General features: G+C 62.8%; 12 protein-coding genes. 5 read left to right on the top strand and 7 right to left on the bottom strand.

What is annotated here, in order from left to right:
* The first annotated feature begins 1 nt into the window (after window position 1).
* Window positions 2-1,045, top strand: a complete 1,044-nt coding sequence (locus tag NIM87_RS00775; protein WP_254672728.1) for a sn-glycerol-3-phosphate import ATP-binding protein UgpC — start codon at window positions 2-4, stop codon at window positions 1,043-1,045.
* A 175-nt stretch (window positions 1,046-1,220) separates the two neighbouring features.
* Here NIM87_RS00775 and NIM87_RS00780 read toward each other — a convergent pair whose 3' ends face one another.
* The gene (locus NIM87_RS00780) at window positions 1,221-1,577 is read right to left on the bottom strand and encodes a hypothetical protein (protein ID WP_254672729.1); all 357 of its coding nucleotides are present in this window, start codon (window positions 1,575-1,577) and stop codon (window positions 1,221-1,223) included.
* A gap of 117 nt (window positions 1,578-1,694) precedes the next feature.
* Here NIM87_RS00780 and mgtE point away from each other — a divergent pair, with 117 nt between their 5' ends.
* The 3 genes from mgtE to NIM87_RS00795 all read left to right on the top strand — a co-directional run bounded on the left by mgtE (window position 1,695) and on the right by NIM87_RS00795 (window position 4,628).
* Window positions 1,695-3,110 carry a magnesium transporter gene (gene mgtE / locus NIM87_RS00785; protein ID WP_254672730.1) on the top strand — a complete coding sequence of 472 codons (1,416 nt, stop codon included), beginning with the start codon at window positions 1,695-1,697 and terminating at the stop codon, window positions 3,108-3,110.
* Between the two features lie 418 nt (window positions 3,111-3,528).
* Window positions 3,529-4,206 carry a glutathione S-transferase family protein gene (locus NIM87_RS00790; protein WP_254672731.1) on the top strand — a complete coding sequence of 226 codons (678 nt, stop codon included), beginning with the start codon at window positions 3,529-3,531 and terminating at the stop codon, window positions 4,204-4,206.
* Window positions 4,203-4,628 (top strand): DUF1489 family protein, encoded by a 426-nt coding sequence (locus NIM87_RS00795; RefSeq protein ID WP_254672732.1) that lies wholly within the window; start codon window positions 4,203-4,205, stop codon window positions 4,626-4,628. The genes NIM87_RS00790 and NIM87_RS00795 overlap by 4 nt, the downstream gene beginning before the upstream one ends.
* Window positions 4,629-4,790: 162 nt before the next feature.
* On the opposite strand, the gene uvrA is transcribed toward NIM87_RS00795, so the two are convergent.
* Window positions 4,791-7,685: an excinuclease ABC subunit UvrA gene (gene uvrA / locus NIM87_RS00800; RefSeq protein ID WP_254672733.1), complete on the bottom strand. Its 2,895-nt coding sequence runs from the start codon at window positions 7,683-7,685 to the stop codon at window positions 4,791-4,793.
* Between the two features lie 192 nt (window positions 7,686-7,877).
* The gene (locus tag NIM87_RS00805) at window positions 7,878-8,522 is read right to left on the bottom strand and encodes a LysE family translocator (protein WP_254672734.1); all 645 of its coding nucleotides are present in this window, start codon (window positions 8,520-8,522) and stop codon (window positions 7,878-7,880) included.
* Between the two features lie 279 nt (window positions 8,523-8,801).
* On the opposite strand from NIM87_RS00805, the gene ssb reads away from it, so the two are divergent.
* Window positions 8,802-9,308, top strand: coding sequence for a single-stranded DNA-binding protein (gene ssb, locus NIM87_RS00810; protein WP_254672735.1), 507 nt, complete (start codon window positions 8,802-8,804; stop codon window positions 9,306-9,308).
* A gap of 45 nt (window positions 9,309-9,353) precedes the next feature.
* Here ssb and NIM87_RS00815 read toward each other — a convergent pair whose 3' ends face one another.
* The 4 genes from NIM87_RS00815 to NIM87_RS00830 form a co-directional block, all read right to left on the bottom strand.
* Window positions 9,354-10,634 (bottom strand): diguanylate cyclase domain-containing protein, encoded by a 1,281-nt coding sequence (locus NIM87_RS00815; RefSeq protein WP_254672736.1) that lies wholly within the window; start codon window positions 10,632-10,634, stop codon window positions 9,354-9,356.
* 111 nt (window positions 10,635-10,745) lie between these two features.
* Window positions 10,746-11,273, bottom strand: coding sequence for a hypothetical protein (locus NIM87_RS00820; RefSeq protein WP_254672737.1), 528 nt, complete (start codon window positions 11,271-11,273; stop codon window positions 10,746-10,748).
* A gap of 178 nt (window positions 11,274-11,451) precedes the next feature.
* Window positions 11,452-13,830 carry an efflux RND transporter permease subunit gene (locus NIM87_RS00825; protein ID WP_254672738.1) on the bottom strand — a complete coding sequence of 793 codons (2,379 nt, stop codon included), beginning with the start codon at window positions 13,828-13,830 and terminating at the stop codon, window positions 11,452-11,454.
* A gap of 135 nt (window positions 13,831-13,965) precedes the next feature.
* On the bottom strand, window positions 13,966-14,847 hold the full coding sequence (locus NIM87_RS00830; RefSeq protein ID WP_254672739.1) for an SDR family oxidoreductase: 882 nt from the start codon (window positions 14,845-14,847) through the stop codon (window positions 13,966-13,968).
* Between the last annotated feature and the right edge of the window lie 100 nt (window positions 14,848-14,947).

The following is a 14,947-nucleotide window of genomic DNA, read 5'->3' on the forward strand; positions in this document are numbered from 1 at the left end:
AATGGCAAGCATCGACCTCAAGGGCGTTCGCAAGGTCTATCCCGGCAATGTCACGGCAATTCACAGCGTCGATCTCTCCATCGAGGACGGCGAACTGGTGGTGCTGGTTGGCCCCTCTGGATGTGGCAAGTCCACCCTGTTGCGGATGATCGCCGGGCTCGAAACGATCACCGACGGCACCATTTCCATTGGTGCGGATGTGGTGAACAACAAGGAACCCGCCGAACGCGACATCGCCATGGTGTTCCAGAACTACGCGCTTTATCCGCATATGAGCGTGCGACAGAACCTGGAATATGGCCTCAAGAACCGCGGCACGCCGCGCGAGGAAATCGACCGCCGCGTCGCCGAGGCGGCCCGGGTTCTGGAAATTGCGCCTTTCCTCGACCGCAAGCCGCGGCAGCTCTCGGGTGGGCAGCGCCAGCGCGTCGCTATGGGCCGGGCCATCGTGCGCCAGCCCAAGGCGTTTCTGTTCGACGAACCGCTATCCAACCTCGATGCCAAGTTGCGCGGGCAGATGCGCATCGAAATCCGCCGCCTGCAGCGGAGCCTGAAGACCACAAGCGTCTATGTGACCCATGACCAGCTCGAGGCCATGACACTGGCAGATCGGTTGGTGGTGATGAATGGCGGTCGTATCGAACAGGTCGGCAAGCCCATTGAGCTTTATGACCGTCCGGCCTCGCTGTTCGTGGCCGGCTTCATCGGCTCGCCGCCGATGAACCTGCTGCCGGTCGAGACGCTAGCCGCGGTGGCCGGCGCCACAATGCCGACACTCACGCCAGGAGCCGACATTGTCGGCATCCGTCCCGATCAGGTGGTTCTGGGCGGTGGCGATGGCATTGCCCTCTCGGGTACGGTGGAACTGATCGAGCCGGTGGGCGGGGAAAGCCATCTCTATGTGCGCGTCGAGGGGATCGAGCAGGCGCTGATCCTGGTGCAGCAGGGCCGGGCCAATGTGGGCGAGGCCGAGCGGATAGACTTCGTACTGCCGATCCAGGCACTTCATGGCTTCAACCGCGAGAGCGGGAGGCGGGTGGAATAGGCCGGCGGCGCTTTTGTGCCGAGCGCGTTGGATTGTCACTGTGCCGCCCTCGAGCTTGCCCCGGGGCCATCCTTGGTGGGCAAATTGCTGCTTATGCACAGAGGGATATCGGCCCCGGGGCAAGCCCGGGGGCGGGGAGTCTCATGATCGAGACGCCCTGACACGGCGAATTCTGCTAGTCCACGTATTTCCGCAGCCTGTTCGGCGCCACATATTCCCAGGCGTCGTGCAGGCGCAGGGACAGCTCCTCGTCGTCAACGCGGTCGAGGCGGAGCAGGACCAGATTGCGCCCAATGAAGGCTTCGGTTTCGAAGTAGAGATCGGGCGAAATATCCATGAGCAGCACTTTCTGGTCTGCGGGGCAGGCCAGAGCGACGGTCGTGGCGTCGAGCATGGTGGCGAAGGGGCTATCGTCGACCAGCAGCGCCGGAGCCCCTTCATGTACCGCACGCGCAACACCGGGTAGCCGGCGGTCGGCTATCTGCCGGACGAGGCGGGCGAGGCCGCGTTCGAGATCCTGAGCGTCAGTCATTTGCACGCCACTCCCGCAATTGAAGAAAAAGCCGTTGGCCTACTCTGGCGCATGGCCACCTGATTGGCTATGGCTTGTCGTGCCCCTGAAACTCCCAGGACACGAAAAGGGCTCCCGATGAGCGACGATTCCGAAATGGCGCCCGGCCTTGAGACCGGGAATGACTTTGACGTGTTCCGCGACGCGGAAGGCCGGATCAATGTGCTCTGGCTCGAGCGATTGCGCGCTTTTCTCGATGCGGACCGGGCCGAAGACGTTGCCCTGGTCATGGAGCCTCTGCACGCGTCCGACATAGGCGACGTGCTCGAGCAACTGCATGCCGGGGAGCGGCTGGCGCTGGTGCGTTCGCTGGCGGATAAATTTGACTTTTCGGCACTGACCGAGGTGGACGAGAGCATTCGCCTCGACATCATGGAAGCGCTGCCGAATGCCGATATCGCCCGCGGCGTGGCCGAGCTGGACAATGACGACGCCGTCTATCTGCTCGAAGACCTCGAACAGGAAGATCGCGACGAAATTCTTTCGGCGCTGCCCACTTTCGAGCGGCTGGCACTGAAGCGCAGTCTCGATTTTCCCGAGGATTCGGCCGGCCGCCGGATGCAGACCGAATTCATCGCCATTCCACCGTTCTGGACGGTGGGGCAGGTGATCGACTACCTGCGCGCCGAAAAAGACCTGCCGGACGAATTCTACCAGCTCTATGTGGTGGACGCCGGCTATACGGTGCTGGGCACGTTGCCGCTGGACAAGTTCCTACGTACGCCACGCGCCACCAAGATCGACGAGATCATGACGACCAGCTTCGTGCTGGTGAAGGCCGACGAGGACCAGGAAGAGGCGGCGCGCAGCTTCGAGCGCTACGATCTGGTCGAAGTCGGCGTGGTGGACGAAAGCGGACGCCTGGTGGGTGTCCTCACCATCGACGACATTGTCGACGTGATCCATGAGGAAGCCGACGAGGACATCAAGCTGCTGGCCGGTGTTGGCGACGAAGACGTGTCCGATAGCACGATGGACACGGTGAAAAGCCGCGTGCCGTGGCTGGTGATCAACCTGTTTACCGCCGTGATGGTGTCCTTCGTCATCGGGCTTTTCAACGCGACCATCGAGCAGATGGTGGCGCTGGCGGTGCTGATGCCCATTGTTGCCTCGATGGGTGGCAATGCCGGGGCGCAGACCATGACGGTGACCGTGCGCGCGCTCTCGATGCGTGAGCTGGATGGCCGGCGCGTCCGTCGGCTGATCCGCCGCGAGATGGTCGTGGGCGTGGTCAATGGCGTGATCTTTGCCGTCCTGATCGGCATTGTCACAGCGCTGCGTTATGGCGACCTGCAGCTCGGAATTGTCATCGGCATCGCCATGGTGATCAACATGATCGTGGCGGGAACATTCGGGATTCTTATTCCCCTGACCCTCGACAAGCTCAAGGCCGATCCCGCTATCGCCTCGGCCGTGTTCGTGACCACGGTGACCGATGTGATTGGTTTCTTTGCCTTTCTGGGCATTGCCGGGCTGTGGTTCGGGCTGTTCTGAGGCGGCGGTCCGACAATTTCATGGCTGTGGAGTGTTGCAGTTTGGTCGCTTGCTTCCCATCTGCGAGACGGCTAACGATTCATTACCGGTCGAAGGGTGCCAGTCTGGACGCGCAATTTCAGGGTGAAGTGGTGACCACTTTTCTCTTGGCGCAAGCCCTCGGAGCCGGTGTGGACGACTGACAAGGAGCGATCTATGCGCAGTCAAACCAAGACCGCCGTCTGGCAGACTATGAGCTGGGCGCTGGTATGCCTCGTATCGATGGGGCTGGTTTTCTCCGTAGTTGCTAGCGTCTAGGAAAGGCGCTGGAGTTATTCACTGCAGAAGGTTAAGCGGAGGGCGCCCGGCCACTGGGCGCCCTTCTTTTTTGGAACGCTGGACGAATGCTCCGAGTTCTGGATTGTCGTGAGGAAATTCGATGAAGCTCTTGATCGGGAATCGCAATTACTCAACGTGGTCGCTGCGGCCCTGGCTGGTCTTGCAGCACTTCGAGATCCCGTTCGAGGACGAGGTTCTGCAGTTGGCGGGCCCCGGCTGGCGCGAAAATCTCGCGGCCCGATCGCCAACAGGCAGGGTGCCGGTCTTGCTCGATGGCGCGCTCGTCCTGCCCGAAACGCTGGCGATTATCGAATATCTGGCGGACAGCTTTCCCGACAAGGCGATCTGGCCGGCTGAACGGAAAGACCGGGCGATGGCCCGCGCTGCGGCGGCTGAAATGCATGCCGGGTTCAGCGGGCTGCGCAATCATGCACCGATGAACCTGCGGGCATCCCATCCGGGCAAGGTGGATCTCGACGCGGTGCGCAAGGACTTGCATCGGGTGGAGACGCTGTGGGGCGATCTGCTGGCGCGCACGGGTGGGCCATATCTCTTTGGGGCGTTCTCGGCCGCCGACGCCATGTTTGCGCCGCTGGCGACGCGGCTCAGGACCTATGACCTGCCGGTTTCCGACGTGGCGGGGCGCTATGTCGAAGCCATTTATGCGCTGCCGGCGTTCCAGCAGTGGCTGGGGCTGGCGCTGCAGGAGCCGTGGATTGTCGACGATGACGAGATCGACGTCATCCAGGGCCGCGTGGCGCCGGGGACGCTGGCATGATTCATATGGTCAAACTCTGCGTTGGTGTCTCCAGCGTGGAGGAGCTTGAAGGCTATCGCGAAGAGCGCGCGCATTGGTGGGGCGCCGACTATGGCGAGGACGTGCATGTGCATCGTACGCGCATGATGCCCAAGCGCGGCGACGAGATGGAGGGGCAGGGGTCCATCTATTGGGTGATGTCGGGCACGATCTGCTGCCGGCAACGCATTCTGCGCCTTGCGTCCTATACCGATCCTGAGGGCAAGAATTACTGCGACATCATCATGGCGCCCGAGATCGTGCGAACCGTGCCCTATACCAAGCGGCCGTTCCAGGGCTGGCGCTATCTGCGGATCGAAGACGCGCCGCCGGATATGGAGGCCGGGGGCAATGACAATTCAGCCGAGATTGCGGCCGAACTGGCGCGGATGGGGTTGATTTAGGGCGATTGAGCGGGTTTCTCCACCCCACCCCCTGGTCCCTCCCCCTCAAGGGGAGGGAGACGATGAACATCGGCATCGGCCCCGAACGCAGCGGCGCCGGCGCATCCCTCCCCTTGAGGGGGATGTAGGTGGGGTGGGGCCGCCTGCACAAAACGCCGGAATTTACTCCGCGGCCTTGGTCTCGAAATGCGGGCGGCGGTGCATGACTTCCTTGAGATAAACGCCGGTGTGGGAGCGCGGGTTTTCGGCGACGTCCTCGGGCGTGCCGATGGCCACGATTTCGCCGCCGCCGTCACCGCCTTCGGGGCCGAGGTCGATGATCCAGTCGGCGGTCTTGATGACCTCGAGATTGTGCTCGATGACCACCACCGTATTGCCGCCCTCGACCAGTTCGTGCAGCACCTCAAGCAGCTTGGCGACGTCGTGGAAATGGAGGCCAGTGGTCGGCTCGTCCAGCATGTAGAGGGTGCGGCCGGTGGCGCGCTTGCTCAATTCCTTGGAGAGCTTGACGCGCTGGGCTTCGCCGCCTGAAAGGGTCGTGGCGGGCTGGCCGATTTTCACATAGCCAAGGCCGACGCGCTGGAGCGTGGCGAACTTGTCGCGGATGACCGGGACGGCCGAGAAGAAGTCGACGCCCTCGTCGATGGTCATGTCGAGGATGTCGGAGATCGACTTGCCCTTGAACTGGACTTCCAGCGTTTCGCGATTGTAGCGCTTGCCCTTGCAGACATCGCAGGTGACATAAACGTCGGGCAGGAAGTGCATCTCGATCTTGAGGACGCCGTCGCCCTCGCATTTCTCGCAGCGGCCGCCCTTGACGTTGAAGCTGAAGCGGCCCGGGCCATAGCCGCGGGTCTTGGCTTCGGGAAGGCCCGCAAACCACTCGCGCAGGGGCGTGAAGGCGCCGGTATAGGTGGCCGGGTTGGAGCGCGGCGTGCGGCCGATGGGCGACTGGTCGATGTCGATGACCTTGTCGAGGAATTCGAGGCCGGTGAGCGATTCATGCGGGGCAGGAACCACGCGGGCGCCGTTGAGGCGCCGGGCGATGGCCTGGTACATGGTATCAATCATCAGCGTCGACTTGCCGCCGCCGGAGACGCCGGTGATGGCGACGAACATGCCCAGCGGCACATCGACCGAGACATTCTTGAGATTATTGCCGGTGGCGCCCCTGACCGAAAGGCTCTTGCCCTTCTTGCCCTCGCGGCGCTCGGTAGGGATGGGGATGCCCATGCGGCCCGAGAGATATTTGCCGGTCAGCGAATCCGGGTGGTTGAGGATGTCCTGGGGGGAGCCTTCGGCAACAATGTTGCCACCGTGGACGCCGGCGCCGGGGCCGATGTCGAGGACGTAATCGGCGGTCAGGATGGCGTCTTCGTCGTGCTCGACGACGATAACGGTGTTGCCCAGGTCGCGCAGCCGCCGCAGGGTTTCGAGCAGGCGGGAATTGTCGCGCTGGTGGAGGCCAATGGAGGGCTCGTCGAGCACATAGAGCACGCCGGTCAGGCCCGAGCCGATCTGGCTGGCAAGGCGGATACGCTGGCTTTCGCCGCCCGACAGGGTGCCGGAATTGCGGGACATGGAGAGGTATTCAAGGCCCACGTCATTGAGGAATTTCAGGCGCTCGCGGATTTCCTTCAAAATGCGTTCGCCGATCAGGCTCTGGGTCGGCGTCAGCTTGTCGGAGAGGTCGATGAACCACTTCGAGGCATTGCGGATCGACATTTCCGAGACTTGGCCGACATGCAGACCGTCGATCTTGACCGCCAGGGATTCGGGCTTGAGACGATAGCCGCCGCAAGCCACGCAAGGCTTGGCGGACATGTATTTCTCGATCTCTTCGCGCATGCCGGCGCTCTCGGTTTCCCTGTAGCGGCGCTCCAGGTTGCCAATGACGCCCTCAAAGACCTTGGACGTCTTGTACTGGCGCAGGCCATCGTCATAGACGAAATCGATCTTGGTCTTGTCCGTGCCATAGAGCACGGCGTGCTGGACGTCGAACGGCAGCTCGTTCCAGGCGGTGCCGGTGGAGGCGCCGAAGTGCCTCACCACGGCCTGCAAGGTCTGCTGATAATAGGGGGCGCTGGTCTTGCTCCAGGGCAGGATGGCGCCATCGCGCAGCGAAAGCGTTGGATCGGGGACGATCTGGTCGGGGTCGATCTTTTGTTCGGTCCCAAGGCCATCGCAGACCGGGCAGGCGCCGAAGGGATTGTTGAACGAGAACAGGCGCGGCTCGATCTCGGCAATGGTGAAGCCGGAGACTGGACAGGCGAATTTTTCGGAGAAGGTGATCTGGCGGGCGGTGCCGTCCTCGTTCTTCTCGTCGGCGAATTCGACCAGGGCGATGCCTTCGGCGAGCTTCAGCGCGGTCTCGAAGCTTTCGGCCAGCCGGCCGGAAATATCCTTCGAGACAACAAGGCGATCCACGACGACTTCAATGTCGTGCTTGAACTTCTTGTCGAGCGCTGGGGCGTCCTCGATTTCGTGATATTCGCCGTCGATCTTGACGCGCTGGAAGCCCTTGCGCATCAGGTCGGCCAGTTCCTTCTTGAACTCGCCCTTGCGACCGCGGGCGATAGGGGCCAGCAGATAGAGGCGGGTGCCTTCGGGCAGCTCCAGCGTGCGGTCGACCATCTGGGAAACGGTCTGGCTTTCGATGGGGAGGCCGGTGGCGGGCGAGTAAGGAATACCGACGCGCGCATAGAGCAGGCGCAGATAGTCATAAATCTCGGTGACGGTGCCCACGGTGGAGCGCGGATTGCGGCTGGTGGTCTTCTGCTCGATGGAAATGGCGGGCGAGAGGCCCTCGATGTGCTCGACATCGGGCTTCTGCATCATTTCGAGGAATTGGCGCGCGTAGGCAGAGAGGGACTCCACATAGCGGCGCTGGCCCTCGGCATAGATGGTGTCGAACGCCAGTGAGGACTTGCCCGAGCCCGACAGCCCCGTCATCACGATCAGGCTGTCGCGCGGCAGCTTGACGTCAATGCCCTTCAGATTGTGCTCGCGGGCACCACGCACAATGATCTCGCGGTTGAGGCTGGGCTTGTCAGTCATTTTCGATCCAGTTGCGTGTCGCGCCGTGCGGGAGGGCCGGCGGGCAAAGGCAAGGAGATAGGCAGCAACAAGCGGCCGGGCAAGTTGTCCGTCCACCAATTGCGGAAATTTGTCTCACCTTATCGTGTCCTGAGCGGCTTGCCAAAACACCATTCCCGCATGCGAACATAAATAGAACATCCTGGGATTCGGTCAAGTCACTGACGTCATGGTGAGACCATGCCAGGCGGTGAAGAGAGCCACGGCCATGAAGAGGGCACCGGCGCCACGGCCGATCCAGATAGTGGCGGCCGGATTGTCCACGAGTGCGTCCCGCGTGCGGCTCGCACCCAGCGCCAGGGCGCCATAGATGCTGCCCTGCATGAGCACGGTGATGACCCCGAGGATCAGCGCCTGCGACCACACCGGGCCGTATTCAGGCCGCATGAATTGGGGGAAGACCGCCAGGACGAAAAGATAGGCCTTGGGATTGAGGAGGCACGTGATGGTGCCCTGGCGAAAAGCCACCCAGCCGGAGCGGATGCGCGAGCCGGAGACGTGGTCGACGACGATGGCGCTGCGCAAGAGGGTATAGCCGATCCAGGCCATATAGAGCGCGCCGGCCAGAACCATGACCTGAAACAATTGCACGGGAAGCTGGGCGAGGACGCCCACCGCCAGCGCGCCGAACAGCGTGTGCACGGCACCACCGAGCATGATGCCGCTCAGGGCGGGCGCGGCCAGTCCCCTGCCGCCGGTCAGGGCATTGGCCAGAACATAGAACATGTCCATGCCCGGCACGACAATGATGCCGAACACCAGAAAGGTGTAGAGCCAGAGTGCCTGCGTGTAATCCATTGCCACCAATCTCCCGAGCACCGAGGCAATGGAGCATGCCTGCTGACAATGGCTGTCAGCATGTCAGCAGGCTTGACAAGGGCCGGCAGAAATTGGAACATAAAGAGAACATGCGACAGTGGACCCTGTGCAGAACCGCAAATGCCACGTGTGTGGCGCGCGGAAAGGTCTATTGTGCGCCGACCGGGTCGAGGCTGCGTGCCGGGCAGCGCCAATGACCCATGAGAGAAAGCGTCCCGCGACCGGACAGACCGGGACTGAATTGGAAGGATATGCGCCATGGCTGGCAGCGTGAACAAGGTCATTCTGGTGGGCAATCTGGGCAATGACCCGGAAGTGCGGAACCTGCCCAGCGGCGGCAAGGTGGTCAACCTTTCGGTCGCCACCTCGGAAAACTGGAAAGACAAGAACACCGGCGAACGCCGCGAAAAGACCGAATGGCACCGCGTGGTGATCTTTTCGGAAGGTCTGGCGCGCGTGGCTGAGAGCTACCTGAGGAAAGGCAGCAAGGTCTATATCGAAGGCCAGCTGCAGACCCGGAAGTGGCAGGACCAGTCCGGCGCCGACAAATACTCGACAGAGGTGGTGCTGCAGGGCTTCAATTCCAACCTGACGCTGCTCGATGGCCGCGGCGAGAATGCCGGGGACGGCGGCGGATATGGCGCCGGCGACAGTGGCGGCTTCCGTGGCGTGCGCGACAATTCCGGCGGTGGTGGCGGTCGCCGTCCTTCGGCCAATGCACCGGCTTTCGAGCCGGGCGGCATGGATGACGATATCCCGTTCTGATTGGGGTGGAACAAGGGCGGCCAAGAGCCGCCCTTTTTATTGGGATCAGGCAGCGATGAACTGGCGCCAGGTGCCGCGGCCGGCAGACTTGGCCTGGTAGAGCGCCAGGTCGGCATTGCGATAAAGGGTGTCGGCGTCGTGCCGGCCCCGAACAGCCATGCCGACGGATGCGCCGATTGGCCGAGGTTCGCCAGCCAGCGTGAAGGGCGCGCCAAAGGCTTGCACGATCGAGGCGCAGAGCGCCTGATTGTCCGCAGCATTGTGCAGGTCAGTGACGATGGCGAATTCGTCGCCGCCGATCCGCGCGACCAGGGTGCCGGGCGGGCAACTGCCGACGAGACGCCGCCCGGCCTCAATCAGACAGGCATCGCCCTGGGCATGGCCCATTTCGTCGTTGATCGACTTGAAGCGATCCAGGTCCACCAGCAGCAGGGCGCCAATTGGCGCGCCGCCGCCAACGCCGTGCAGATCATCCAGGCGGGCCTGGAACAGACTGCGATTGGCGAGGCCGGTGAGCGTGTCGGTTTCGGCGAGGCGCCGGGTCTGTTCGGCCAGCAGCTTTTCCTCGGTGATATTCTGCTTCATGCCGAAAATCTTGCGCGCCCGGCCATTGCTGCCGTCCACGGTTGCGGTGATGCGCATCCAGCGGCGCTTGCCGGTGGTGGTGATGATCTCGGCGTCGAAATTGAAGTCGCCCAGGGTCGCGATGGCGTTGGCGCGAAGCACCTGCATGCGCTCGGCGGATTCGGGCGTGTACATCTTGAGGGTCTGGGCGCGATCAATGCGCGAGCCGCGCGGCAGTTCAAACAGGTCGTAAACGCCGTCGGACCAGGTCAGAGTCTCATCGGGAAGTGAGCAGGCCCAGATGCCGATGCGCGCGGTGGCCGATGCACGTTCAATCAGGTGCTGGCGGTGGACCTCGGCAGCTCGCCGCCGCGCCATGGCCGCATGGGCAACAAGTTCGGTGACCCGGGCCAGCAGCAGGTTGGCATCGGCAACTGGCCGCGCCTGGGGCGCCCAGAGCAGCAGCCAATGGGGCTTGTGGGGGTCGATGCCGGGGATCGGGATGACCATCATGAACCGGGCGACGGCGTCGTCGGTGACGGTGACCAGGCCCGAGGGGCCGAGCAATTCGACGTCAAAGCCAGACGGCGGCTGATCGCCGTCGCGCTCAACCGGGCGGCCGTCTCTGGTCACCAGCGCCGCGCCGGCCATGCCGGTGAAATCGCGCAGCCGCTTGAGGAATGCCCGGCCTGCCGCCAGCGAGTCGGCCTCGGGAGGCAGTTCTGGCGGAAATGGGCCGTTCGAAAAGGTCTGCGCATACATAGGTAAACCCTAGCAGCGTGTCCTTAAGACATTGTTTTCGCTAAAGGGATCGGGGCCAACAAAAAGGCGGCATCCGCCGGACGCCGCCCTTTGAAAACCCGAGGCAGCCGTTTAGCGCGAGAAGGGCACTTCAGCGCGCAAACTGTCACCTGAATCGATATAGACGATCTCAAAGGCCACCTGGATGGCGTCGCCGCTGAGTTGAATCTGCGCGGAGATGCTGAGGTCCTTGCCCTCTTCGTCCTGATCCCGCTCGCGCAAATTAAACACCAGGCCTGAACCGCGCTTCTGTCCGACGGCGATGCCGGTGAAGGTGGCGTTCGAGGTCATGGCGGCCTCAAAGCGGCGGCTGGCGTCCACATAGGCCAGCGTTCCGGCGACCGAGAGATTGGTGCCGGCCAAGGCGCAGCGGCCGTTGTAATTGACCTTGTCCTGATTGCCCTCGCTCAGGGAGAGGCGGCAGACGACGGTTTCCTCATTGGCTCCGATCATCACACCGCGGCCGCGCCATTCCCCGATATAGGACTTGAGCAGCGCGACATCGGCCGGTGCGGCCTTGACGGGGGCAAGGCCCGCCGTCGCAGAAAGCAGGAGACCTGCCAGTGCCACGGCACGGGTCAGGGGTCCGAAGATGGTCATGGCGCTATGCCTCCAAACAAGCAATACAAGCCCCCCGGCATGTGGTTGCAGACCAAGAATAGCTGCGATCGGTCGATAACTTTGCCGGTTGTCGCGAAAGTGATCATGCCACCATCGATCCGCCCGGAATCACTCGCGAATACTAGCTTTTGCCGGGCCGGTGCGGCAAGCGGCACCGCTATTCGGGTCGGGCTGAGCCAATGCGGGTGTCGGTGTTGCCGGTTGGATCGTCCGGGGTGGCGACGTGATCTGCAGTTTGCACCCGGATCGCGGTCAGGTTTTCGAGGTACCTGGTGCCCGCGACCAGCAGCGACGGCAGCATGAACAGGTCCCCCACCAGGGCCAGCGACAGCGAGAGCACGAAGAGCGTGCCGAACAGGGCTACCTGCGGCAGCTCGGAGAAAGCCACGATAATGGTGCCGGCGCACAGGATTACCGTAGTGGCGACGATGGCGCCGCCGATGCGGTTGAGGGTGTGGCGCACCGAATCGAGATGACCGCGCTGCTCCTCGCGGCGGCCGTGCATATAGTGCGAGAGCATGTGGATGGTGTCGTTGACGGCAATGCCGAAGGCGATGGTCAGCGCCATGACACTGGTCAGCTGCAGTCCGGCACCGGTGATCCAGAGATAGGCCTGGGTGCCCAGAATGGGGAACATGTTGGGCACGGCGGAGACCAGCGCCATGCGCAGCGAGCCAAAGGCCAGCCCGATCAGTCCCAGATTGAGGAAGACGCTGGCGGCGAGCGAAATCTGCAGCGAGCGGACAATGTCATCGGTGGCGAAGGTGGTGAGGACGCGGAAGCCGCCGACTTCGGCCTCGGGTATTCCGGCCGCGGCGATGCTGTTTTCGATGCGCGCCACCATGTCCTTGAGCGCCTGGCTCTCCAGGATGGTCGGCATGAAGCCCGTGACCAGCGCCTGGCCGCCATCATCAGTGACAAAGCGCTTGCGCATGAAGGGGCCGACGGCGTCGAACACCTCTTCGCGGGTAAAGCCAGTCTCGGTGTAATTGGTGAGGCTGGCAGCGGAAATCACCTTGTTCTGGCCCAGCTCGGCCTCAACGATTTCGTGGACCTTGCGGATGGTCTCGAAATCCTCGGCCCCGACATTTGGATCCATTTCGGCAAGGGGCACGCGCACATAGAGCGGAGCCACGCCACCAACGCCTTCATCAATGCTTTCGGCCGCGGTGAGCGCGGTGGAATCCTTGGCCATATAGTCTTCAAAGGAGAAGCGCGGCTGGATGAGGAAGAAGGGCACGATGAGCAGCACTGTCACCAGAATGGCGACGACGCTGACCGGGCGCCCGAAACGGTTGGCGAGGCCCAGCGCCAGCGGCACCGGCGCGTTGAGAGCGAAATTGGGCGCCTTGGGCAGCTTGAAGCCGAGCCGGATCGCCAGCTTGAGCAGCAGGGGCATCACGGTCATCAGGCAAACGAACATGATGACGCAACCGGCGGCACCTGCCAGCGCGAATTCCTGCACGCCCTGGCCGGGCGAGAAATACAGCGAAGCAAATGCAACCAGCGTGGTCAGGGTGGTCAGGGACGTGGCCGGGCCGACCAGCTTGAGCGTCGTATCGACCGCCTTGTTGGGCTCCATGCCGTCGCGCCAATAGGCCAGCCAGTTGAAGATGAAGAACATCGACTCGGCAAAGGCCATGACCAGCACCAGGGTGGTGACGATGATGGTGAGGAAGGAGAAGGAGCCAAAGAGCAGCAGCACGGTGCCAATGGACCAGGCGACGGCCACGAAGGGCGTGGCGGCAACCAGGATCGCGCCCCAGAAGGAGCGCAGGGCAAACAGGGCAATGAAGGCGCCGAGACCGAAGCCATAGAGGGTGAACTTGATCTGGTCGTCCACCGCCGCGTTGAGCATTTCGGAAGTCCAGACCGGCGGGCCGGTCAGTTCGATCTGCAGCGGTCCACCCTCATAAAAGGAGAGGGTTTCGCGCAGGCTTTCGATCATCGCCTTGGCGCCGTCGCGGTTTACCAGTTCCTGGTTTGGGAACAGGATGAGCACCACGCCGGTCAGGTCCGGGGTGATCAGGTTGCGCATCATCGGGTCGTTCTGCTGCAGGTCCATCAGGGCCATGGCGACCTCGTCGGCCCTCAGCATGCCCTCGGGCACGGCGGGAACAGAGCCGCCATTGCCGTCGGGCTTGCGCAGCGTGAAGGGCGACATGGTGCCCACGGCATATTCGTTCAGCTCGAGGTCGAAGGCGAGGCTGCGGATTTCCTCAAGTACGCCGGGATCGACCAGATCGGGCGAATTGACTAGCACATAGATGTCGTTTTCGAAGGTCCCGAAGGTGTCCGAGAGCTTGTCATAGGCGTCGTAATAATGGCCCGAATGCGCATAAACGCGGAGCAGGTCGCCATCGACATTGGCGCGCGGGATTTGCCAGAAGCAGATGACGGTAAAGAGCAGCACCCCAATGGACATGACGCGCGGATAGCGCAGGGTCGCAAGGCCCAGATACTCGAAGCCGAACCCAATGGAGCGTTTGGTGGTGAACCAGTCGACAAACCGCGAAACAACAGAACCCGAAGACACCAGAACCCGACTCCCCCGTTCGGCGGCAAACCCAATGATTTTTTACGAGTTTGTGTCGAATGCGTCCAGCTTTGCCGGAATTTGGCTGTGGGGGGATTGATAGCGGGTCCGCACGGCGCTCGGACCCGCAATCTTTCAGCTCAGGATTGCCGCACGGTTGGCATTGAACATGTCGGCGAGGGTTTCGGGCTTCCGGCCTGAGTAGCGCTCGACCACATCGGTGACAACGCCATGATAGCCGGCGACGGCATCGCGCTGGAAGGCAACCAGCACCTTGGCGAACGCGTCTGGCAGGCCGGCGGACACCATGCCCGCCTCAAGATCGGCGGGGGGCAGGGGAACGACCGCCACCGGCTTGCCGGAAAGTTCCGAGAGCAGCGCCGCGCGTTCGACATTGGTGACGGGAGCCGGACCGGTGACATCCTCGATCGTTTGTCCTTGCGCCGAGAGCAGGGCGCCTGCTGCGGTGCGGGCGGTATCGGCGCGGGTGACGTAGCTGGTGCCGCGATCCCCGACCAGCCCATAGAGCTGGCCCGAGGCAATGGTGGGGGCGGCGTCCATCAGGGTGTTTTCCGCATACATGTGATTGCGGAGGATCGTGAAATCCAGGCCCGAGGCGAAGATGGCGCTTTCGGTCCAGAAATGTTCGGGGCCAAGGCCCGCATCGGCATCCGGTCGTGCAGCGGGGGCCGATGTATAGACAATGTGCCGGACGCCGGCGGCCTTGGCAGCGGCCACGGCGGCGGTTTGCTGGGCAATGCGGCGGCCGATCTCGCTGGTGGAAATGATCAGGACGCGCTCAACGCCGGCAAAGCCGGACTCGAAGGTCGCCGCGTCGTTGAAATCGAGCTTGCGGACTTCAACGCCGCGGGCAGCAAAATCGGCCAGCCTGGACGGATCGCGGGTGCCGGCGATGACTTTGGTGGCGCCGCGGGCCAGCAATTCCTCTACGGCGATGCGACCGAGTTGGCCGGACGCTCCGGTGACAAGCAGGGTTGAATTGGCAAATTTGGTCATCAGGCTCTCCAAAGGGTGTTGATCGATAGAGTCCTTGCCTCAGGTGAATTTGGAGACTAGGTATCGAAAAGAGAGCTACTATCTAGTGGGCGTTCGGACC

Origin of the sequence: Devosia ureilytica, assembly GCF_024273195.1 — a bacterium.
Lineage (GTDB): Bacteria > Pseudomonadota > Alphaproteobacteria > Rhizobiales > Devosiaceae > Devosia > Devosia ureilytica.